This is a genomic window from Lentibacter algarum (genome assembly GCF_018860975.1).
Taxonomy (GTDB): Bacteria; Pseudomonadota; Alphaproteobacteria; order Rhodobacterales; family Rhodobacteraceae; genus Lentibacter; species Lentibacter algarum_A.
Window position 1 is genome coordinate 252,620 of sequence record NZ_JAHKQI010000008.1, and the last position, 22,513, is coordinate 275,132.

Here is a 22,513-nt window from a genome sequence, read left to right on the forward strand (position 1 = left end):
TGTCAGTTTCAAGAGCCTGTTGGGCGGCCTGTCTTGCCGTGCTTCTTACATTCGGCACTTTTGGTGCTGCTCAGGCGCAAAGCACAACCGCGGTTGACTACACATCCTGGGTTCAGCTTGCCGAGCGTATTGAAACTGCTGTTGAAGCGGGGCGTGCATCTGACACGGTTTTGCAAGGGCTGCGTGATGATCTGAGCGGGTGGCGCGAGCAGTTTGTGACCGCTAGCGAGGCGAATGCGCGCACGCTGACGGCCGTGCGGGCGCAGCTTACGGCACTAGGAACGGTGCCCGAGGGCGGCGAGGAACCTGCAGATATCTCGGCGCAAAGGGCCGAGCTCTCCTCACGGCTTGCCGAACTTGCTGCACCGGGCAAGCGGGCCGAGATTGCCAAGAGCCGAGCGGATGTTCTGATCGGCGAGATCGACAGTATACTGCGTGACCGGCAAACCAGTGCCTTGCTTGAACGAGATGCAACTCCGCTTAACCCTACACTTTGGACGCGCGGCTGGACGACGCTTGTTAGCTCGCTGAATGGCACAAAGAACGAGTTGCTTGCCGGCTGGAACAACCCTGTGCAGCGCGCCGCCTTTGTGGCAAAACTACCGGCGCTCATCGCATCGACTATTGTCGGTTTGGTGCTGTTGTTGATGGGCGGTCGCTGGATATTGGCGCTTGGCGACAGGTTTCTGGAGCAGCGAAGCACGGCGCAGCGCTGGCTTATGGCGTTTGTTTTGTCACTTGGGCAATTGTTTGTGCCTTTGGCGGGGGCGTATATCCTGCGCACTGCCATTTATGAGACAGAGTTTGTCGGGCTGCGGCTTGATCCGGTGCTGGACGCGATTTTTGGCGGTATCTTTTTGCTGCTTGTGTCGCTTTGGATCGGGCGATTTGTTTTCTCTGACAAATACGAAACGCTGAGGCGGTTTTCGCTGAGTTCCGAGCAACGGCGAACGGCGCGGCGGCTTGTTGGTTGGCTGAGTGTTGTGGTTGGTGTGAAACAGGTGCTTGAGGCATTTGCCAGCTTCGACCAGTGGATTGCGAGCGTTTCGGCTGTCATTTACTTTCCGCTGATTGTGATCAGCGGGATGTTGCTGTGGCGCCTCGGACGCTTGCTACGCAAACACGCCAGACAAGCGCTTGCCCAAAGTGAAGAAGAACAGCAGCCGCGTTACGGTGACACAATGTATGGGCTGCTCGGGCGCGGGCTGATCATTGTCGGCTATGTGGGGCCTGCTCTGGCGGCTTTGGGGTATCTTCAAGCCAGCACGACCTTGGTGTTCAAAACCATCGAAACGCTTTTGCTTCTGGTTCTGGTGATCATTGCGCAAAGAGTGCTGGCCGAGGTCTGGGTTGTGATCCGGCGCGGGCAAGACGGCGCGCGCGAGGGCCTGGTGCCGACGCTGGTTGGCTTTGGCGTGATGCTGATGGCGGTGCCGAGTTTCTTCCGCATATGGGGCACGTCTAATGCGCGGATTGAGCAGTTCTGGACGCAGTTGAGCGAAGGTGTTGCTGTCGGTGACACCCGCATTACCGCGAGTGCCTTGATCACATTGGCAGTGGTTTTTGCGGTGGGTTACATGCTTACACGCTTGGTGCAGGGCGCGCTTAAGAACACGGTTCTGCCCAAGACAGGTATGGACAAGGGCGGGCAAAGTGCCTTGGTCTCCGGGATCGGCTATGTCGGCATTTTCCTTGCTGCCTTGGTGGCGATCACCAGCGCGGGGATAGACCTTTCGAGCCTCGCGATTGTTGCTGGTGCGCTCTCGGTCGGGATCGGTTTTGGCCTTCAGAACATCGTTTCGAACTTTGTTTCGGGGATCATCCTGCTGATCGAGAGGCCGATCACCGAGGGAGACTGGATCGAGGTTGGCGGCACGCACGGCACGGTGCGCGACATTTCGGTGCGCTCGACGCGTATCGAGACGTTTGATCGATCGGATGTGATTTTGCCCAACGCTGATTTGATCAGCGGCAAGGTGACGAATTACACCCGCGGCAACCCTGTCGGACGTGTGATCGTGCCGGTGGGAGTGGCCTATGGCAACGACACGCGCAAGATCGAGGCGATCCTGCTGGAAATCGCCGAGGCACATCCGATGGTGCTGGCCAAGCCTGCGCCTTACGTCGTGTTTCAGGGCTTTGGTGCGGACAGCCTTGATTTCGAGATCAGGGCAATTTTGCGGGATGTGAACTTTGTGATGTCGGTGCGCTCGGATATGAACCACGAGATCGCACGGCGCTTTACCGAAGCGAAGATCGAAATTCCTTTCGCTCAGCGCGATATATGGCTTAGAAACCCCGAGGCACTGGCGGCAACCGGGACGCCTGAACCAACAAAGAAACCGGCGAAAAAACGCAAACCTCAGGTTAAGAAACCTGATTTCTCGCAGCTCGACGAGGGCGATTTTGACGGCACTGAGGGAGGCGAACGATGACAATAGCACTCTATGGCGAGGACGCCTATTTGCGAGAGGCCGCAGCCGAGGTTGTTGCCCATACGCCGGAGGGCGGGTTGGTGCTTGATCGCACAGTGTTTTACCCGACTGGCGGCGGGCAGCCCGGCGACAGCGGCGTTGTTATCTGGGACGGCCGCGAGCTAGAGATCGCGACCACAGTCAAGGGCGAGGGCGATCAGATCGTGCTGGTGCCTGCGGCGCCTATGGCATTGCCCGAGGTCGGCGTGAAGCTTGTTCAGCACCTTGGTTGGGAGCGGCGGCACCGGCACATGCGCGTGCACACGGCGCTACATTTGCTTTCGGTTGTGCTGCCTTTGCCGGTGACAGGCGGGCAGGTCGGCGCCGAGAAGGGGCGGCTTGATTTCCTGATGCCTGAACCACCCGAGAACAAGGATGCTGTTGAGGATGCCCTCAACGAGCTGATTGACCGCGACTTGCTGATCACCGAAAGCTGGATCACTGAAGCCGAGCTTGATGCGCAGCCCGAGCTTGTCAAAACCATGTCAGTGCGGCCGCCACGTGGCAAAGGGAGCATTCGTTTGGTGCGTATTGGCGAGGGCCCCGAGCAAGTTGATTTGCAGCCCTGCGGCGGCACCCATGTTGCGCGCACTTCCGAGATCGGAGCTGTGCGGCTCGGCAAGGTCGAGAACAAAGGTAAGCAAAACCGTCGCGTGCATATGCATCTCGGTTGAGGGCTGTTTTCTGCTCTTGCAAACGCGCCCTTGCTCGGGCTATTGAGCACCAACGGATCGGTGGCCGAGTGGTCGAAGGCGCACGCCTGGAAAGTGTGTAGGCGGGTGACCGTCTCCAGGGTTCGAATCCCTGTCGATCCGCCATAAACTTTACTTAAGGCATTGATTTATCTTAGTTAATTCAAAGTAAAAATTTGACTACCCCACATCAAAGCCCACATCGATTGTTGTCGCTTATGTTTCTTTCTGGGCTCGTGGCCCATTCCGAAATGGTAAAAGGACAAGTCAAATGATCAACCAAAGAACACCCAACCCAACCCAGTTCAACGCTTGATCCTCGATGCCAGCTCTGATGCTTTGATTGCTACAGCCGCTCAGGCGGAGGAGGGTACCTGCTCAGCCATCTTCTATTTCGCACCTGCAGCGAATGTCCGCATTCCGCCCCTTAACGACATTCGTTTTTTTCGGCCCATTGCGGACCTTGGCCAAGTGGTCGGTCGCTGCGTCACAGCTTCCCCGAAGCGGACATTGGAGCAGGTGCGCAGCATTTTGACTTACCCGTGGTCTGCACTGCGGACGAAGTGCCGTTTCGGTGCAGCTGCTCCAATGGCGGCTTTCGAGAAAACAGGCTTCAGATCGACCGCAATATTGTGTCTTCCAAAAACGATCGTTTTTGGCATTTGCAATACGCTTTCAAAAGCCTGAGAATGCAGAGGTGGTCCGTTTTTTTCGACCAGTTTCTCGCCGGGTTAAGCTATAGCGTCGGTTTCATTTCAGGCGGCAAATCTTATGTCGCCTATGTGGCTCAATTCCAACGCTTTGCTTTCGCAACTCAAGCGGTAGGATTTGCTCGCTTGGCCAGTTGCCGCTGACCAGTGCGCCGTCATACCCCCCAGTCAACCCAGCGTTTCCCATCGCGGCGGCGGCCCCTTGATAATCGTAGTCGAGGATTTCGACGCTAAAACCACTTTCTGATAGCCTGCCATATCGGGTCTGTTGGTGGCCATCATGCGGTGGCATCCCGATAACACCAGCATTTAACCAGGTTACTCCCGCGACTTGCTTTTCGAAAGCAATCCCGCAGTGACCGCCGATCACGACATCAACTGGTGTGCCAATGGCGGCAACCTCCGCCTCAAAAACTTCCGCAGGGCTGGTCGGCCAAATAAAGGCCGCCAAATCTGTCGCGCCACCGTGAAGCACGGCGTGTTGTTGTCCCCGGTTTTCAAAGATAATTCCGTCAGGCAGGGCAGCCATCCACGCGCGGTCCGAACTATTAATCCGGGCCTTGGCAAACGCGTACCAATCGCGCGAAACTAGGTCACAGACACTGCCATCCTCGAACCCGCAACCGCAATCATCTGCGCCGACTTGCAATTGACGTTCGCAATTGCCTGCAACGACGGTCCAGCCACGCGTGCGGATCAAGGCAACACAAGCCGCTGGATCAGCGCAATAGGCAACAATATCGCCGGTACAAATGACATTTTTCGCTGGATATTCCGCCGCAATTTGATCAAGCGCCTGCAATGCGTGCAGGTTGGAATAGGGCCCCCCAAAGATCAAAAGGTCACCCTCAAGCCGCCCCAAATCTCGAAATTTCATTTTGCATCCCCGCACCACTTCGCAAAGACTGCGTCAGCTCTGTGGCACAGGCAAGCCAATTACCGACATGTTGCGGGCCGCGTCACGGAAAATTGTAGTGCGCGTGTGAGGCCGCCCTGATAGCCGACGGCAAAGGCAGATATAAGTCGACGCCAAGAAGAGGAGAGCCGACCATGCAACCTGCCGTTATTTTGGGCGTTTTCGCCGCCATTATCGCCGCTACCTTGGTAATGACACCCCGGCGAACGACAACCGAAGCCTTTTTTGCCGGGCTCAATCAAGACGGCACGCCGCCCAGATTGTGGACGCTGGTACTCAGCCAGGCGACCACTTGGATTTTTGCGCGTTCTTTGATGAATTCCGCAATCCTAGGTTACTACTATGGCATTGCCGGCGTGCTGGCCTATGCTGCATATTACGGATCGTTTTTGACGGGCGGATTGATTGTCGCGCGGTTGCGTGCTTCGGGCGCTGGATCAGTTCAGGATTGGCTGGGCGCGCATTTTGGCGCGGTAGGCCAAAGCTGTTACAATCTCGTTGTCTCTCTGCGTTTGTTGTCCGAGGTTTTCGCCAACCTGATCGTTGTTGGGTTGATTTTCGTGGCGGTAATGCCGGAGTTTTCAGAACACAAAAACCTCGTCATTCTACTCGTTACGGTTCTCGTATTGTCCTATTCCAGTTGGGGTGGGCTCAGTGCCGCCCTACGAACAGACGTGATCCAAATGGCGGTTTTCATCGTGGTGTTCGGCGCGGCGTTTGTTGCGCTTATTGCGTCACCCAGCTTTGATTTGGGCGCAGTGTTAACTGCCGACGGTGTTTCGGGAGGGTACAACGGTTGGGTTTTGCTGTTGGTCGCCTTTCTGCAAGTATTTTCTTATCCAGCACATGACCCGATTATGATGGACCGCGGGTTTCTTAGCGATGAAGTGATAACCCGCCAAAGCTTCTTGCACGCTTTTTGGATATCGACGCTTTGCATCTTGGGCTTTGGTTTCTTTGGGATTCAAGCCGCTTTAGCCGGGGCGACATATGAGGCCCAATTGATCGGCACTTGGTCGACTATGCTGCCCAATTGGGTGTTTGCAGCACTAATGGTTTCATTACTCGTTTCAGCCCTCTCAACGCTCGATTCAGCGCTTGCGTCATCGGCTCGGCTGGCCACCGAAGAATTAGGGATGGCGACACGCAGCTTGTTGGGCGGGCGTTTGGCGATGGTGGCCATTGCTGTTCTCGGGGCATTGTTGACGTTGTGGGGCAATCAAACGCTGTTTGACGCGGTCGCGGTGTCGGGAACCGCATCGATGTTTTTAACGCCAATTTTATTGGCTGGTTTGTTCCTTGATCGTCGTGTCAGCCTTTGGGCCTTTCTAGTCAGCTTTTCGGCGGCAATGGTTGGTGCAATGCTCTACTTTGCTCGGGACGCTGCCTGGGCAAAAACTGTTCTTTATGAAGGGCACAAGTATGAACAGCTTTTGCAAATCTGCATTGTTGTGTTAGCCATTGGTTTCGTAGCCGTAGTGATTGGATCAAGTCGTCGGCCAAGCAACGCAGAACACTCGGTCACATAAAGCAAATTTATCAAGCGCAATGAGTACTTGGAAACATAGGCGTCGCGGCTACACAACGACGTCATGCTAAACAACTGCTAGGCCCATCCAATCAAGTTGCAAAGCCCGCTTCCTGCGCATAGCTGCCCTTGGTGAATGGTGCGGTAAGATTTACTGCGCAGGAAGGAGTGTGAATGTCAGTTTTTCACAATCCGAAACAATGACCGCGCACTTGCAGCGAAGGTCCGCAATCCGCCCTTCGTACCGATTGCAACTACCACGGCCCATAGCTGCTGTACTTCTGCACCTTGCGATGCTGCGGTGCGGTCCATTGAAGGCGACATTCCTGCATCTCGCAGCATTAGAACAGCCAAAACGCCAATCAGCCGACAAAGCTTCCATTTGTTAACAAGGCCAAAGTGCTTGACTGTCCTTTGAGTGGCAACGACTAGCTCTTCACACGGCACAAATGCACCAGTGTTTACGTGTCGCGAGCGAAACGATTGGCGCTGATATTTGGTATGCCGTGTTTGCGGGAGCTGAAACGTAACACGGTTGAGCAATTGCGATTGATGAATAGGCTAGATGCGATAGGCTCTGCGAAATCTTAATTATTGGAGTTGTGAAGTTTGCAAGACTTTGATGAAGGCGACCGCAGAAACCGCTTAAGGATCGCGCAGAGAGAACGCATTAATGAAATTGGACGAACCGATATTGAAACTGCAATGGCAGAATTCGATCAATTGGGCGAGAAAGAGTTCCTGAAACGATATGGATTCGGGAAATCCTTGAGATGGATCATCGTCAATGAGGGGCGCGAGTATCCGACAAAGCCTATTGTGGCCCGGGCTATAGGGAAATTCTTTGATGGAGTTGTTCCTAACAAGGATGACTTTTTTAAGAAGAAGGGAGAAGATGAATCGCGCGACATTTTGCAACAATTGGCTTTCGATGTAAGAGATGTCAAAGAAATGCCTGCGGATCAGTCTCCCTCAGTTCTCAATCGAGCCCAAATTGAAGCTGCGATGGATGCTTATGACAGCTATCGTACTAATGGCGCGCATGGGGGCGTCTTTAGCGCCTTTGGCGAACCACGCGACTACTGGGTCCGGTCATCGCGTGAGCGCGAAAATCGCGTCTACCCGACAAAACCGCTGATCGGTTTCATAGTCAACAAGACTGAACTGAACGGTGGGTGGGGGCAAAAAACGGATGCTGCCGCGCGTCTTCACAATGCAGGATTCATCATCGTGGATCAGAATGATCAGCCTGTTGAACGCCCTGATCGCTACGAGCATCTGATTCAAGGCGCAGACCGGATCATTCTCTGCGTGCTGAACTATTTCATCGAACCTGCCCGTGAGAATGCAATGTCGAAGGTGTCCATCCGGTCCGGTGATCTTATCACAAAGCTAGGTATAAAAGAGCGAACCCCAACAATTCACCGAACACTAAAGAGCCAAGACCTACAACGTGTTGCCAATCTCCCCGAGCCAGCGATTTCCGATCAGGCTGATAGTCGGGACACAGTTTTCACTTTTTCGCTTGGTTACCAAGAAAGCCGTAATGCAATGATATCAGAACCTAACACTAAAAAAACCTTGGCCACGAACTTAATCCTTTATGGCCCTCCGGGCACGGGCAAGACCTATCGAACCGCGTGGGAAGCCGTTCAGCTTTGTTTGGGTGAGAAGGCTGCATCCGAACTCAAAGGCAATGCTCAACGAGGGGCTTTGATGACCGCATATCGCAAGCTTATACGAGAGGGGCGTATCGAATTTGTGACCTTTCACCAATCGACGTCCTATGAGGAGTTCGTTGAAGGACTGCGACCGGAAACAGAAAGGGATGAAACCTTCGACACTACGACAGATCCAAGCGCGACGGGTGGCTTCCGTCTGCGGGTTGAAGACGGAGTTTTCAAGAGGATCGCCCGCCGCGCTGATGCTAGCCGTGGGCAGAGTTCGACGGGAGAGCGGCTTTCGCTTGACGGGCGCAATGTTTTCAAAATGTCGATCGGCGCTGTGGCGGTTCCAGAGGAAGCCGGAGTTTTCGATGAGGCAATCACTGAAAGCTGCGCTATCTTCGGGTTTTCCCGCTCTGATTTTTCGGGCGACGAGTTTACCGAACGTTCCGCAATCAAAGCTCGGGTCGAACAAGACTATTCCGATGAAGGCTCGGAGTTTTCTCTTACCTCAGCTGTGCAAATGACAGACATCTTCCGCAATGACTTGAAGCAGGGTGACATCGTCCTGGTCAGCAAGGGAAACCTACTGATCCGCGCGATCGGGATCGTCGAAGGCGACTACGAATTCCACCCGAGGGAAGGCACCGAAACTTACCCGCACCGCCGAGCTATGCGCTGGCTTTGGGTGGACGAAGCCGGAATGCCTGCCAACGAATTCTACAACATGGCTATTTCTCAACGCACGATTTATCCTCTGCGCAAGCAAGAGCTGAACATTGCGCTTGTGGAACGATACATGAATTCTCAATCCATTGATGAACCCGTATCGCCTGAACCGCACGTCCTCATAGTCGACGAAATCAACCGGGCGAATATCTCCAAAGTCTTTGGCGAACTGATCACACTTCTTGAGCCTGACAAGCGGCTTGGGCTTGAAAACGAAATCCGCCTGACGCTTCCTTATTCGAAGAAATCTTTCGGTGTGCCTCAAAATCTGCACGTCATCGGCACAATGAACACGGCTGATCGTTCTATTGCGCTCTTAGATACCGCGCTACGTCGTCGATTTTCTTTCAAGGAGTTGTTACCCGACCCATCCGTTCTCTCGAGCAACGTCGAGGGTGTCGATCTGCAAAAGCTGCTTTCTACGATCAACGAACGCATCGAGTATCTGTTCGACCGAGAGCATCAAATCGGGCACGCTTACTTCACAGGCTGCCAGTCGCGGTCAGATATCGAGAGCGTCATGCGAGACAAGGTAATCCCGTTGCTTGCAGAGTATTTCTACGAGGACTGGTCGAAGGTTGCGTCCGTTCTAGGCGACTCTAGGCAAGACCGGTCTCGTTTCCTTAACGCAAAACAAATTGCTGTCCCCGCGGGAATGACCGAAGATGACTTCTCTGGCGAAAAGCTGAGATGGACTGTGAAAGACAAATTCGACTTCTCGGAGTTTGCAGCCTAATGCCTGCGTTTTCCCTACGCGAATGGGAAACGCTGCCCTATGGTGAGGGGGATGGCTGTATTCCCGAGCACTTTGCCGGACGTCTTGCGGCAATGGCGAAGACATCAGCTTTTGCAGGCAAGGGTGGTGGTGTTCTCGAGGAGCGCCGTCATGAACTGCGGGCACGGGGGGTCGTCGGTGTTCTTGCAGCCGAGGGCTGCAGTCTTGAAATCCTTCCCAAGATCGACGTCCAGCAACAGGGCGGCGAGGTGGTGCAGAACGCGGCCATTCGCAAACGTCTTATTCACATGCTAGCGGTCGCCTTGGATCTCAAGATCGAAACGGGGCAGTTCACAGAACTCGACTGGCAGCGTGAAACCCTTCTGGAAATTCTTATCCGGATCTTCTGTAACAAGCTGACCGATGCCGTGCGTCGCGGTATGCCTCGCCAGTACATCACCCATGAGGATGACCTCGCGGCTTTGCGCGGCACACTCGATCTGCCTCGTCAGTTTACGCGTCATGCGGCGAACCCTTCGAGACTGGCGTGCAAATTTGATGAGTTATCGGATGACATCGCGCTGAACCGCATTATGAAAGCGACCATCGCGCATCTGTTCAGAACGTCACGAAACGCCAGCAATCAACAAAGCTTGCGAGAGCTGGCCTTCGTTTATGCCGATATTGCCGAAGTTTCTGTTCCCGCGTTAAAGTGGGAGGAGGTCATCATCGACCGGACCAATCGCGCATGGCAGGAGCTGTTCGGGATGGCACAACTGTTTCTTCGAAATCGTTACCAAACGACGAGTGCCGGTTCCGTCCGAGGGACGGCACTTCTGTTCGAAATGAATACACTTTTTGAAGAGTATATCGGTCGGTTGATCACGCGCGCATTGGCAGGAACGGAGTATCGGGTTGCTCTTCAAGGCGGAAGGCTGTCTTGTCTGACATCGGTCGACGATGAACGCGCGGTGTTCCAGACGAAGCCAGATATCCTGATCTGGTATGCGGGACAGGTTGTGCATGTGATCGATACCAAGTGGAAGCGGATTTCCTCGCGTATTGATGATCGCAAGCAAGGGGTTTCCCAAGCCGACGTCTACCAGATGATGGCCTACGCTCACCTCTACAAAGCCCCTCGTCTGACGCTGCTTTATCCTCATCACGAGGATCTTTCAGATGTGGAGGGCCTTCAGGCTCGATTTCGAATTTCGGGTCAGGAAAAGATCATGGAGACTGCGAGCGTGGATATCGCTAGAGGCGACAACATGGTCGCCCGTTTGAGGAGCATTGTCCTCTTGGCGACCGAAGAGGTGCTGGTTTAGGCATCTTGAGCTTGGTGCCAAATGCCTTCCGAAAGGATTGTAGGCTTGTCGTTCAATTCATGGCATTCAGAAATCTGCGGCGGATTTAACGAGTGACGGAACGTCCGCTTCGTCAACATTGATCTGGTAGCTGCGTACCCGCAGCGAACTTCCGCTTTCCGCCCATCTCATGGGAATTTTCAGTAAGTGACCGATGAAGGGGTAGGGGGCTGCTCGGCCCTTCCCCCGGGGGGTAAAATTTGGCGCTTTGAGCTGGTAGTCGTCTCACACAATCGCGGCTTCCAAAATTTTTAAACTTGAAATCTTGTGATTGTTCAAATGTTCTGGGCACATTGTCGCACACAGGGGAAATAAAGATGAAGAAAACAGTGTACGCAGCACCTCTACTGGCTGGGAGTGAAAGCGCCTACACTGCAGAAGGGTGTCAGATCTTCGCCAGCGAGATGATGCAATCTCATACGGAGGCCTGTGTGGCTGGCTATCATGCTGAGAAAGCGCGTTTAGAGGGCAGGACAGTCACCACCTGCAGGACTGTTGGGGCCACCACAACCTGCGTTGAGGGGTGATAAGCTGGTTTAGGCTCCGCAAACGGCCCAAAAACGACCATGAACGAGCGAAATGGTTGATGCAGGTAGGCTGCTTTAAGTGGGGTTCTTTAAGTAAACGGAGATTTTTTAGCTGAAAAGGTCGAGTTGTGCGCGGGTGGGCGCTAGGGGGGTAAATCCCATGGAGGGTATCGCGCGCCACCAAGACGGGCACTGGTGGCGCTCTCTGAGCCTGTGGCAGGTATCCATGGAGGCAATCTCCAGGAGGTTCTTAGCTTCTTCGATCTGTAAGCGAGCTAATTGAGGCTCAAGCATATTGCTATGAAATTGTGCGGCGTGTCCGATTAGTATCTCGACCTTTGAAGCTGACGCTGTTTCGTCTGAAACGGTCGAACTGATACGTTGCAATAACCGGTCGATTTTTTTCATTTTGGTTTTCTATTCAGTTTTGGCCATCGTTCGTTTCTTTTTGTGTAGCTTGGTAGGTTAAGGATGTTCCAGAAATCCGCACGACATGATCCTAGAATGGTGTCCAGCCGTTCCAAAAATCCGCACAGGGCGTCCCAGAAATCCGCACGGTAGATAATCAACCGTTCCAGAAATCGGCACAGGTTCGTTCCAGAAATCCGCACGGGGTTTCATTTTGTGTTGCGCGGTGGTGTTCCACCTTTTGGGTTTCTTTTTTGTGGTTGGATAACTTCGAAATCAGCTCCTGGTTTCCATTGCTTATAGAGGCACCGGCCTTGGTTGATATTTGAAGAGGGTAAAGGAATCTCAGTTATTTCGTATTGGTGGCCGTTGGCCTTGCCTGCAACGCCGAGCTCCGCGCAATGAGTGACTACAATGAACCCTTTTCGTTGAAGGTCTCGCTGCGCGTTACCTGCGGTTTCAGAATTGATCCCCGCCCATTCCCCCAACTGTCGAACGTAGGCGCTAATTTTACCATTATTGTTGGCGTTAGGGCCTTTCCACTCAAGTTTTAGCCAAGGATATATAGCCTGAGCGTTCCCGCTCAAAGCTCTCCATGCTTCAGTTTCCATGGTTGAGCGATGCATCTTCGTATAGTGCTCTGGAGCGGACTTCCCGCGCTTGTGTTGCTTGTAGACTTTTCTCATCAGTTTTAGCTTCTGAGCTCTGGCTTAACGCCGCGGTCAGACAGCCAATTCTGAATGTCATTTTCACGCCAGGCGACTGCGCGCTTGCTGAGTTTGATGGGTTTGGGGAACTCGCCATCTTTCATCATAGCATAGATTGTAGAGCGGGAAAGGCCGACCGAAGCAATAACACTTGGAAGGCGGAGAACGCGCGTGTGTGAAGTCTGAATTGTCATTGAATTGATCCTGTTAGGTTTCTAGAACCCCAAGATCAGCCAATAATGTCTATTGCCCGATGCACCAGCCTATACAGCGGACAATTACTGTTTATCACCTTAATATATATGTTTTTTTGGGAGTTACCGCCCCACATTAAACCAATCTGAGGCCGTTCACGTTGGGCAGGTTCCTTGATTCCTGAGATACATACTCAGCCCAAGCATTCATCATCAATCTGCGGCGCTCAACAAGTGTTTCGCGATGGTAAGCCTGCTCCACACGGTTGCCAATTCGATGCCCAAGAGCGAGCTCCGCCATTTCTCTTGGATACTCCTTGCGGCCAGCCCAGTTTCGCGCTGTTGCTCTCAGGCCGTGTGGAACGGCTGGACGATTTGTCTGAGGATCACGCCATCCGGCTTCCTCTTCTCGAATGCCGAGTTCTGGCAAGGATAGATCGTTGAGAACCTCATATGCATGCATTCGACGCATGACGCCTGACAGGGCCATATCACTTAGCTCCCCGCCTCTTGGCGCCGGAAACACAAAGTCTTCTCCCACAGTCCTCGGAATGCTGCGTAGGAGGGCAAGGGCCGCATTTGAAAGGGGAACAGCGTGCTCTTCTTTCGTCTTCGTTCGATGTGCAGGGATGAGCCAAATCGCTGTCTCAAAATCAATCTCTGACCAGATAGCGCCACGCGCTTCCCCGCTTCTTGCCCAAGTTAGCGCAAGAAACTCTAAGCATCTTGCGGATGCGCCCTGACGTTTCCTTAGTTGGCTCATCCAATCTGGTATTTCTTCAACGGCGAGGGAGGGTTGGTGGACAACTGGTTTGATTTTTGAGGGCTTTGGGAGGAGCATGTCGAGATTGCCGCCCCACGTTGCCGGGTTTGGGCCCTCTCTCCATCCGCGAGCGGTGGCAAAAGCTAACACAGCTTCTATTCGCCCACGCAAACGACTGGCGGTTTCATTCTTCGTGGCCCAGATTGTGGTTAAGACCTCTAGAACATCAGAGACGGTGATTTCTGTGACAAGCTTAGTGCCCAATTTCGGAACGGCATATGTACGCAAAGTGCTTTCCCATTGAGCTATATGTTTAGCATTGGTCAGTTCGCCTGCTTTCTTTTCGAGAAGCGCTGCCATAGCAACTTCGAAAGTTGGCGTTGATCTGACCTTTTCGCGCGCAGCTAACGGGTCACCACCATCTCTGGCAATTTGTCGGTTCTGTGAGGCCACGACACGCGCCTGAGCTAATGTAACGAGGGGATAGCTACCAAGTCCAAGGTCGCGCCTCTTACCTCTTATTACGAGGCGCTGACCCCATCGCTTGCTCCCAGAATTGGAGACAATCAGCATTAGGCAATCACCGTCGCTGTACTTTCCTTGTCGCTTCACAGTGCTGCAAAACGCTGCCGATAGTCCTTTTGCACGTTTAGGCATATCGCCTGGCCCCCCATTTAGCCCCACAACAAGCGGTAAACCACAACCCGCCCCACATAAAAGTCAAGAATACTGTAGACGTGATTGGACATATATGGAAGGTATATGACTGATTTATATGTGATTAATGGATGTTGGTGGACGCTTGAAGATTATAATATGGCGGTCTGTCGATCCGCCACATTTCCCCGATTGACGTAATGTCCTGCGTGCTTTGCGCGGCTTGGCTCTGGGAAAGAGCAAAAATCTGATTTACTCACAAGGGCGACGCAACCCTGATATGACGGATTTAGCCATGATTTCTTACGAACTTCACAATGATATCGCCACGCTGAGCATGGACGACGGCAAGTTGAATGTGGTGAACCCGACGTTTATTGCTGCCATGAACGAGGCGCTCGACAAGGCCGAGGCGGACAAGGCGAAGGCTGTTGTGCTCATGGGTCGTGATCAGGTTTATTCTGCGGGTTTTGACCTCAAGGAGTTTGCCAAAGGGCAGGAGGCGACACTGGCGCAGGTGAAAGGCGGCTTTGAATTGCTGACGCGACTTTTGAGCTTTTCGCGTCCGGTTGTGGCCGGGTGCACGGGGCATGGCATCGGGCTTGGGATCTTCCTGCTGTTGGTGTGTGACTACCGCGTTGGTGCGCAAGGCGCGTTCAAATACAGCATGCCCGAAAGCCGCATTGGCCTTGATCTTGGAGCGTTGCTGATTGCGCTGGCCAAGTCGCGTATCAACCCCAAGCACCTGACGCGGATGGCTGTTTTGTCTGAAGACATCGATGTCGCAACAGCGCTTGAGGCAGGGGTTCTGGACGAGGTGGTTGATGCTGCTGATGTGCCCACGCGTGCGGCTGAGGTTGCCACTGGGCTTGCCAGCATGCCGGTTGTCTTTGGTAAGAACAAGCGGGAGATCAAAGCAGCCGAATTGGCCGAAATGCGTGCTTTCCTAGCCGGGATGACCGCATAACCACGTTTGCTGCATGATTTGCACGCCTCGCATGGCGTGTTGCGTTAGCGGTAACATTGGCGTAAATGTGCTATGACTTTTGCTGTGAAGTTGCTGAGGAGCATAGCATGACAATACATCCGACACTGGCGGCGGTTACCGAGCGGGTTGCGCTCCGCAGCAAAGATAGCCGTGCTGATTATCTGGCTCGTATGGCACAGGCACGAGGCGCAGGGCCATCGCGGGCACATCTTTCGTGCAGCGGACAGGCCCATGCTTTTGCTGGCGCAGGCGAAGACCAAAGCGTTTTGGCCAAGGGTGAGGCGGGCAATCTGGGCATTGTCACCGCATACAACGACATGCTCTCGGCGCATCAGCCGTTTGAGCGCTATCCGCAGTTGATCCGCGAAGCTGTGCGCTTGAGTGGCGGCACAGCGCAGGTTGCGGGCGGTGTTCCAGCGATGTGTGATGGTGTCACGCAGGGTGAGGCGGGCATGGAACTGAGCCTGTTTTCACGTGATGCGATTGCGATGGCAGCAGGCATTGCGCTGAGCCACAACACCTTTGATGCGGCTGTCTTTCTTGGTGTTTGCGACAAGATCGTGCCCGGCTTGGTGATTGCCGCGCAGGCCTTCGGGCATTTGCCGGCGGTATTTTTGCCTGCGGGGCCAATGACCAGCGGCTTGCCGAATGATGAAAAAGCCAAGGTGCGCCAGAAGTTTGCAGCCGGTGAAGTTGATCGCGCAGCGCTAATGGCTGCAGAGATGGCGGCCTACCACGGCCCCGGGACATGCACGTTTTACGGCACGGCGAACTCGAACCAGATGCTGATGGAGTTCATGGGGCTGCACCTGCCGGGGGCGAGCTTTGAAAACCCCAACACCGAGATCCGCGATGCTCTGACCGTTGAAGGCGCACGCCGCGCTTTAAGCTTGAGTGCGCTTGGCAACAGCTACACGCCGGTTTGCGATATTCTTGACGAAAAGGCCTATGTGAACGGCATTGTCGGGCTCATGGCGACAGGCGGCTCTACAAACCTGCTTATTCACCTGATCGCAATGGCGCGGGCTGGCGGGATCATCCTTGATTGGGAAGATTTTGCGGAAATGTCGGAAGTGACGCCGCTGATCGCGCGGGTCTATCCGAACGGGTTGGCGGATGTGAACCACTTTCACGCCGCGGGCGGGCTTGGCTATATGATTGGTGAGTTGCTTGGGGCGGGCTTTTTGCACCCTGACACCCGAACTGTTGCGGGTGAAGGCCTCCAAAACTACACCCGTGAGCCGAAGCTGCAGGATGGTGTGCTGACGTGGCAAGACGGCAGCGGCGAGAGTCTGAATGACAAGATACTGCGGCCTGTGTCTGACCCGTTTCAGCCCACGGGCGGCCTTGCGCGGTTGTCGGGAAACCTTGGAACCGGTGTTATGAAGATCTCGGCTGTCGCAGAAGAGCACCGCGTTGTTGAGGCGCCTGTGCGGGTGTTTACGACGCAGGATGCCGTTAAGGACGCGTTCAAGGCCGGAGAGCTGAGCCAAGAGAACGCCGGCGATGTGATCATCGTGGTGCGCTTTCAGGGGCCACGCGCCAACGGCATGCCCGAGTTGCACTCGCTGACGCCGATGCTGGCGATTATGCAGGGGCGTGGTCAGAAGGTTGCTCTGGTTACAGATGGGCGCATGTCAGGGGCCTCGGGCAAGGTGCCTTCGGCCATTCACATTTGCCCGGAAGCGCTTGACGGCGGTATGATTGCCAAGCTGCAAGACGGAGATGTTTTGCGGGTTGATGCTGTGAGCGGCGCACTCGAGGTGCTGACTGAAGGCGTTGAGAGCCGCGCTGTGGCGGTGGCTGACTTGAGCGACAACCAGTTTGGCATGGGCCGTGAGCTGTTTGAGCGCTTTCGGCAAAATGTCGGGCCAGCGGACACTGGTGCCAGTGTGTTTGGAGGATAGCGGGATGAGCATGACAGCAAAAGACGCGAGCAAACGCGCGCGGGACGTATGCGAACGGGCGGCGGTGATGCCTGTTCTGGTGGTTGAGGACGCTGCCAATGCGAAGCCGCTGGCCGAGGCTTTGGTCGCTGGCGGCTTGTCGGCGCTTGAAGTGACGCTGCGCACACCGGCAGCACTTGATGTGATCAAGGAGATGAGCGAAATCAGCGGCGGTTGTGTCGGTGCAGGGACAGTCTTGACGCTTTCCGACGTGCGCGCAGCAAAGGCGGCCGGAGCCAACTTTGCAGTTTCGCCGGGCGCGACTGATGCATTGATCGCAGCCTGTGAAGACGAGGGCTTGCCGCTTATTGCGGGGGCTGCGACAGCCAGTGAAGCGATGAGGCTGCTGGAACGCGGCTATGACATGCTCAAGTTTTTTCCGGCGGAGGCTTCGGGCGGCGCACCTGCCTTGAAATCGCTGGGTGGGCCTTTGCCGCAGGCGTCATTTTGCCCGACGGGCGGCGTAAGCCTGAAGAACGCAGCCGACTATCTGAGTTTGCCGAATGTCGTTTGTGTGGGCGGCAGCTGGGTTGCGCCTGAGGGGCTTGTTAAGGCCGGCGACTGGGCAGGCATTGAAGCGCTGGCACGGGATGCCGCAGCGCTCAATTGACACTTGTGGCGCGAAGCTTTACCGCTGAGGTATTCTCAGGGCGGGGTGTAATTCCCCACCGGCGGTGACAGCCCGCGAGCGCTTCGTGTTTCACAACACTTGGGTCAGCAGATTTGGTGGAATTCCAAAGCCGACGGTATAGTCCGGATGGTAGAGAATGGAGCACGTGGCTTTTGGGCTGCGGGTTTCTGACGCTCTGGGATCTTGTCTGCTATGGAAGGATCAAAGAGCTATGACAATTTCCCCAAAATTCGCCTTTATCAAAGCGCGGTGGCACGCGAAGATCGTTGATCAAGCCCTTGTCGGGTTTGACAAAAAACTGTTTGAGCTCGGGCTTGAAGCACAGGTTGATGTGTTTGATGTTCCGGGGGCTTTCGAGATGCCATTGCTGGCAAAGAAACTCGCGGCGGGCGGCGGGTATGACGCTGTGATCGCCGCGGCTCTGGTGGTTGATGGCGGGATTTATCGGCATGATTTTGTTGGCGCTGCCGTTGTTGACGGGCTGATGCAAGCGGGGCTTGAAACAGGTGTTCCGGTGTTGTCGGTGTCACTAACACCGCATCATTTTCAGCCGTCTGACGAGCATGAACAGTTTTACCACGAGCATTTCCTCAAGAAGGGCGCTGAAGCGGCGCAGGCTGCCGCTGATCTGGCTGTTCTTTACAGGGAACTTGGCTAAACTGGGCAACCAAAGGAGTAGACACATGAAACTGTTGAGATACGGGCCTGTGGGCGAAGAGAAACCGGCGCTGCTTGATGCGCAGGGCAACATCCGCGATCTTACGGGGGTGATTGGTGATTTGGGCGGTGAAATGCTTGAGTTGGATCAGCTTGAACGTCTCAAGGCGCTTGATCCTGCGAGCCTGCCGCTGGTGACCGGAAGGCCGAGAATTGGGGCTTGTGTCAGCCATGTTGAAACCTTTTACGGCATTGGGCTGAACTATGCGCAACACGCGCGGGAAGCCGGCATGGACGCCCCGAAAGAGCCGATCATTTTCAACAAGTCGGCCTCGTGTCTGGCTGGGCCTAATGACGCACTGACACTTCCTGTGGGCAGTGAGAAGAGCGACTGGGAAGTCGAGCTGGGTGTGGTGATCGGCAGACGGGCGCAGAATGTGAGTGTTGAGGACGCGCTTGGATATGTGGCCGGATACTGCGTGATCAATGATCTCTCGGAGCGTGCGTTTCAGACCGAGCGTGGCGGGCAGTGGACCAAGGGCAAGTCGGCACCGGGGTTTGGGCCGTGCGGGCCGTATATTGTGACCGCCGATCAGGTTCCTGACCCGCAGAGCCTGCGCTTGAAGCTGAGCTTGAACGGGGCCGTGATGCAGGACAATATGACGAAAGACATGATTTTCTCGGTCGCCGAGATTATTGCACATATGTCAGAGTTTATGGCCTTGGTGCCTGGAGATGTGATCGCCACCGGCACGCCTGAGGGCGTTGGTATGGGGCTGAAACCACAGAGGTTTTTGCGCTCGGGCGATGTGATGGAACTTGAGATTGAAGGGCTAGGGGCGCAGCGTACGGAAGTGCTGTAGCGTCAACTGTCAGGGTCGATCAGGCCGAGGCCGCGCAGGTAGACGCCGATGCCGGTTTCGAGCAGGTCTTCGGGCGGAAAGGGGCTTTGCGTGCCGGGAGAATTGCGCGCAAACAACTCGACGACACCGTGGCTGAGCGCCCAGATATGGGCTGAAAACATCGAGGCGGGCGGGCGCTTGTCGGCAGGGATATGGGCTGACAGCTCGGCTGCGGCTTGTTCGAGCACACCGCGCGCACGCATCGAGATCGCGGCGAGTTCGGGTGTGCGGTTTACCGAGACACCGCTTTCAAACATGGCGATGTAATGCCCCGGATATTTGCGCGCGAAGGCAAGGTAGGCGCGGCCTGTGGCCTCAAAGGCGGCGAGGGCAGAGGGCTGACCTTTTTCATAGGCGAACTGCATAACATCGGCGAAGATTTCATAGCCCTGCCGCGCGGCTTCTGCGATCAGGTCTTCTCGGCCCTCAAAATGCCGGTAGACAGCGGCGGGGGTGACGCCTGCCTGCTTTGCGGCCTCAGACAGGGTGAAGCCCGTTGGGCCTTTGGCTTCGATCAGTTGCAAGGCCGCCTCAACGAGCGCCTGCCGCAGATTGCCATGATGATAGCCGCGCTTACGCATCGCTGTTGGCTGGCCAGATTTCGGGGCCGCCACAGACCGAACTGTCGATCGTGCCAAGCGCCTTTTCGTCTTTGTTTGCGTAGTCGATCTGGCTTAACACCGCGCGGATCCCGTTGAGACGGGCGCGGCGTTTGTCGTCCGAACGCACAACGATCCACGGCGCGGTTTCGGTATGGCTGCGCGAGAGCGTCTCTTTGATGGCAGCGGTGTAGGACTCCCATTTTTTAAGACCCTCAACGTCGATCCAGCTAAGTTTCCAATGCTTGAGCGGGTCACGTTCGCGGCCGAGGAAGCGGCGCAGCTGTTCGGCGCGTCCGACGTTGAGCCAGACTTTGAACAAGAGGATACCTTCGTCGACCAGCATGTTTTCAAAGGCGGGAACTTGAGAGAAAAAGTGCTCGCGTTGATCATCGGTGCAAAAGCCGAAGACGTGCTCAACCACGCCGCGGTTATACCACGAGCGGTCAAAAAAGACGATCTCGCCGCCCGCTGGCAGGTGATCAATGTAGCGCTGGAAATACCACTGCGTGGCTTCGGTTTCGGTCGGCTTTGAAAGAGCGACGACGCGGGCGCCGCGCGGATTGAGGTTCTCGCGGAAACGCTTGATGGTGCCGCCTTTGCCGGCAGCGTCACGGCCTTCAAATACGATGGCGACGCGTGCGCCACTCTCTTTGGCCCAGCTTTGCAGCTTAACCAGTTCGATTTGCAACGCGGCGAGCTCTTTTTCGTAGGCTTTGCGCGGCAGGCGCTCGGAATGTGGAAAATCGCGGCTGAGGATGTCGCCCTTGTCACCGCGCTTGATAGCGTTGCGCACCTCGGAAGGGGCGTCTTCGGCAAAATACTGGCTGATTGCCCCGTCAAATGGCAGGTCCATACGGCTGGTTCCTTGTTGTGTTGCACTCAATATGGCGGCTCAGGCGGCCAAGGGCAATGGCTGCTAGCCGCGCCTGTCGGTGCTTTCCTGCCCGATCTTGCTGATATCGTAGGGCGCGGTCTCGTAGAGTTCGGAGACCCAATTTCCGTAGAGCAGATGCGCGTGGCTGCGCCAGCGGTTAGACGGCGCTTTGCTGGGGTCGTCTTGCGGATAGTAGTTTACCGGCAGGGCGATTTCGGCGCCTTCGATCTGGTTTGAGGCAAGGTCGCGCTGATACTCTTCGCCCAGAGTGTTACTGTCATATTCCAGATGATTGAAGATGTAGAGTGCGCGGTGCTTGCTGTCTTGAACCAGTGCCGGGCCGACTTCATCGGAGTGCAGCAAGATATCTAGTCCGGCGGCGCTGATTTCGTCTTTCCGCATCTCTGTCCAACGGCTTACTGGCATGGTCAAATCATCAGAAAACCCTCTAAGGTAAGGGCTTTGCGGCCTAAAGTTCATGTGTCGATAGCAGCCAAAAAGCTTGCTTTCGAGCAGGTGTTTTTTGACGCCGTGGAAGTAGTGCGCCATTGCCATTCCGCCCCAGCAGACGCCAAAAGTCGAGTGGACATTTGTTTGCGTCCAGTCAAACACCTCGCAAAGTTCCTGCCAGTAGTCGACATCTTCAAAAGGCAAATGCTCGATCGGAGCACCGGTGATGATCAGCCCGTCAAATGTTTCGCCTGAGGCCTTTACGGCGTCAAACGGGCGGTAAAACTCGGCCAAGTGCTCGGCCGCAGTGTTACGGGTCCGGTGGTTGCTCATGCGGATCAGGGAGAACTCGATTTGCAGCGGTGTTGCCCCGATAAGGCGTGCGAACTGGTTTTCGGTCTGGATCTTTTTTGGCATCAGGTTGAGCAAGCCGATGCGCATCGGGCGGATATCTTGTCGTGTCGCCTGATCTTCGTCCATCACCATCACGCCCTCGTTTGAAAGCACATTGTAGGCAGGCAGATGTGAGGGCAGTTTGATTGGCATGATGGAGTCCTACTTGGCGGTGAGTGCGGCGCTGACGACAGCGTTGAAATCAGAGCTGTCACGCACGGTTGAGATGTCTTCGGCGCTCACAGTTACGCCCCATTGTGACATGGCTTCATAGCGTGGTTGTCGGTGTGTGAGGGCGCGTCCATAGGCGTATCGGATGAAGTCATCAGGATCAACTTCGTCTTCCGAGCATTTGTTTTTGCTTAGATATTTGCTCCAAGTTGATGCAAGAAACTCGGGTTGGTAGGCCATAGGTTTCGGGGCTCGGTCAAAGCGCGCAATGAGCTCGTTTATATGGGCATCACTGCCTTTGAGCCAAATCATCAGCGTGTTCTCCGACAGCGCTTTAAGGATCTTGTCATCAGGGTTTTCGGCATCAACCCACTCGCAGATAGAGCCGCCGGTATCACAGATAAAGTGTGGGTAGCTGTAAATTTTTTGCCCGCGGGCAATGAAGTGTGTGGTGTCTTGGAGCGCGCTTATCTCGGCGGCTTTGAACTGCGCTTGCCGGCGTTTGTATTCCTGCAGACTGAGCCCGCCTTTGGCAGCACTCCCGGGTTTGCCGAGGTAGGTGCTGACAGCGCTCAAATCATGGGTGTGCACATTGGCTGAGAGCGAGATTGCGTCACGCTTGAGCATCTGCGCTAAAAACGGCTCGCGCATGGCGGCCTGCATACAGGCATCAACGATCGGCTCGCTCATGTAGCGGGTGCCTATGCGGTAATCAACGGAGTAGTGAAACCAGTCGCCTTCATCCCGTAGGGTGTTGGAAACATGGGTTTTCCCGAGACCAGACATGCCAAAAAACAACACGCGTTTATGCACGGCGTTTTGCCATTCTTGAGCAGAATTATACAGCATGG

19 protein-coding genes, 1 tRNA gene and 1 riboswitch are annotated in these 22,513 nt (G+C 55.0%); of the genes, 11 read left to right on the forward strand and 9 right to left on the reverse strand.

Features of this window, described 5'->3' with window-relative positions:
- Window positions 1-38 precede the first annotated feature (38 nt).
- The 3 genes from KO498_RS10625 (at window position 39) to KO498_RS10635 (ending at window position 3,292) form a co-directional block, all read left to right on the forward strand.
- Window positions 39-2,435 carry a DUF3772 domain-containing protein gene (locus tag KO498_RS10625; protein ID WP_215959873.1) on the forward strand — a complete coding sequence of 799 codons (2,397 nt, stop codon included), beginning with the start codon at window positions 39-41 and terminating at the stop codon, window positions 2,433-2,435.
- Window positions 2,432-3,148 (forward strand): alanyl-tRNA editing protein, encoded by a 717-nt coding sequence (locus KO498_RS10630; RefSeq protein ID WP_215959874.1) that lies wholly within the window; start codon window positions 2,432-2,434, stop codon window positions 3,146-3,148. The genes KO498_RS10625 and KO498_RS10630 overlap by 4 nt, the downstream gene beginning before the upstream one ends.
- Window positions 3,149-3,202: 54 nt before the next feature.
- Window positions 3,203-3,292: transfer RNA gene (locus KO498_RS10635), tRNA-Ser, on the forward strand.
- A 624-nt stretch (window positions 3,293-3,916) separates the two neighbouring features.
- Here the strand turns inward: KO498_RS10635 and KO498_RS10640 are convergent.
- A complete protein-coding gene (locus tag KO498_RS10640) occupies window positions 3,917-4,678 on the reverse strand; it encodes a metallophosphoesterase family protein (protein WP_354667654.1) in 762 nt (253 codons plus the stop codon).
- Between the two features lie 248 nt (window positions 4,679-4,926).
- Between KO498_RS10640 and KO498_RS10645 the strand changes: the two genes are divergently transcribed.
- From KO498_RS10645 to KO498_RS10655, 3 genes are all read left to right on the forward strand, one after another.
- Entirely contained in the window at window positions 4,927-6,321 is a 1,395-nt protein-coding gene (locus KO498_RS10645) for a sodium:proline symporter (protein ID WP_215959876.1), read from the forward strand.
- 608 nt (window positions 6,322-6,929) lie between these two features.
- Window positions 6,930-9,449, forward strand: coding sequence for an AAA family ATPase (locus KO498_RS10650; protein WP_215959877.1), 2,520 nt, complete (start codon window positions 6,930-6,932; stop codon window positions 9,447-9,449).
- A complete protein-coding gene (locus tag KO498_RS10655; RefSeq protein ID WP_215959878.1) occupies window positions 9,449-10,753 on the forward strand; it encodes an McrC family protein in 1,305 nt (434 codons plus the stop codon). Before KO498_RS10650 ends, KO498_RS10655 begins: the two co-directional genes overlap by 1 nt.
- 674 nt (window positions 10,754-11,427) lie before the next feature.
- Here KO498_RS10655 and KO498_RS10660 read toward each other — a convergent pair.
- The 4 genes from KO498_RS10660 to KO498_RS10675 all read right to left on the reverse strand — a co-directional run bounded on the left by KO498_RS10660 (window position 11,428) and on the right by KO498_RS10675 (window position 14,048).
- Entirely contained in the window at window positions 11,428-11,727 is a 300-nt protein-coding gene (locus tag KO498_RS10660) for a hypothetical protein (protein WP_215959879.1), read from the reverse strand.
- Between the two features lie 209 nt (window positions 11,728-11,936).
- Window positions 11,937-12,413: a hypothetical protein gene (locus tag KO498_RS10665; RefSeq protein WP_215959880.1), complete on the reverse strand. Its 477-nt coding sequence runs from the start codon at window positions 12,411-12,413 to the stop codon at window positions 11,937-11,939.
- Between the two features lie 5 nt (window positions 12,414-12,418).
- Window positions 12,419-12,628 (reverse strand): helix-turn-helix transcriptional regulator, encoded by a 210-nt coding sequence (locus KO498_RS10670; protein WP_215959881.1) that lies wholly within the window; start codon window positions 12,626-12,628, stop codon window positions 12,419-12,421.
- Between the two features lie 136 nt (window positions 12,629-12,764).
- Window positions 12,765-14,048 carry a tyrosine-type recombinase/integrase gene (locus KO498_RS10675; protein WP_215959882.1) on the reverse strand — a complete coding sequence of 428 codons (1,284 nt, stop codon included), beginning with the start codon at window positions 14,046-14,048 and terminating at the stop codon, window positions 12,765-12,767.
- A gap of 280 nt (window positions 14,049-14,328) precedes the next feature.
- Here KO498_RS10675 and KO498_RS10680 point away from each other — a divergent pair, with 280 nt between their 5' ends.
- The 5 genes from KO498_RS10680 (at window position 14,329) to KO498_RS10700 (ending at window position 19,133) form a co-directional block, all read left to right on the forward strand.
- A complete protein-coding gene (locus tag KO498_RS10680) occupies window positions 14,329-15,015 on the forward strand; it encodes a crotonase/enoyl-CoA hydratase family protein (protein ID WP_215959883.1) in 687 nt (228 codons plus the stop codon).
- A 107-nt stretch (window positions 15,016-15,122) separates the two neighbouring features.
- Window positions 15,123-16,943, forward strand: a complete 1,821-nt coding sequence (gene edd, locus KO498_RS10685; RefSeq protein WP_215959884.1) for a phosphogluconate dehydratase — start codon at window positions 15,123-15,125, stop codon at window positions 16,941-16,943.
- A 10-nt stretch (window positions 16,944-16,953) separates the two neighbouring features.
- On the forward strand, window positions 16,954-17,592 hold the full coding sequence (gene eda, locus KO498_RS10690; protein ID WP_215960482.1) for a bifunctional 4-hydroxy-2-oxoglutarate aldolase/2-dehydro-3-deoxy-phosphogluconate aldolase: 639 nt from the start codon (window positions 16,954-16,956) through the stop codon (window positions 17,590-17,592).
- A gap of 27 nt (window positions 17,593-17,619) precedes the next feature.
- A riboswitch (FMN riboswitch) is annotated at window positions 17,620-17,755 on the forward strand.
- A gap of 69 nt (window positions 17,756-17,824) precedes the next feature.
- A complete protein-coding gene (locus KO498_RS10695; protein ID WP_215959885.1) occupies window positions 17,825-18,271 on the forward strand; it encodes a 6,7-dimethyl-8-ribityllumazine synthase in 447 nt (148 codons plus the stop codon).
- Between the two features lie 25 nt (window positions 18,272-18,296).
- On the forward strand, window positions 18,297-19,133 hold the full coding sequence (locus KO498_RS10700; RefSeq protein ID WP_215959886.1) for a fumarylacetoacetate hydrolase family protein: 837 nt from the start codon (window positions 18,297-18,299) through the stop codon (window positions 19,131-19,133).
- A gap of 2 nt (window positions 19,134-19,135) precedes the next feature.
- Here the strand turns inward: KO498_RS10700 and KO498_RS10705 are convergent, their stop codons facing one another.
- The 4 genes from KO498_RS10705 to KO498_RS10720 form a co-directional block, all read right to left on the reverse strand.
- On the reverse strand, window positions 19,136-19,753 hold the full coding sequence (locus tag KO498_RS10705) for a TetR/AcrR family transcriptional regulator (protein WP_215959887.1): 618 nt from the start codon (window positions 19,751-19,753) through the stop codon (window positions 19,136-19,138).
- The gene (ppk2, locus tag KO498_RS10710) at window positions 19,746-20,627 is read right to left on the reverse strand and encodes a polyphosphate kinase 2 (protein ID WP_215959888.1); all 882 of its coding nucleotides are present in this window, start codon (window positions 20,625-20,627) and stop codon (window positions 19,746-19,748) included. The genes KO498_RS10705 and ppk2 overlap by 8 nt, the downstream gene beginning before the upstream one ends.
- 63 nt (window positions 20,628-20,690) lie before the next feature.
- Window positions 20,691-21,644 carry a homoserine O-succinyltransferase gene (locus KO498_RS10715; RefSeq protein ID WP_215959889.1) on the reverse strand — a complete coding sequence of 318 codons (954 nt, stop codon included), beginning with the start codon at window positions 21,642-21,644 and terminating at the stop codon, window positions 20,691-20,693.
- A 9-nt stretch (window positions 21,645-21,653) separates the two neighbouring features.
- A complete protein-coding gene (locus tag KO498_RS10720; RefSeq protein WP_215959890.1) occupies window positions 21,654-22,511 on the reverse strand; it encodes an ATPase in 858 nt (285 codons plus the stop codon).
- Window positions 22,512-22,513 lie beyond the last annotated feature (2 nt).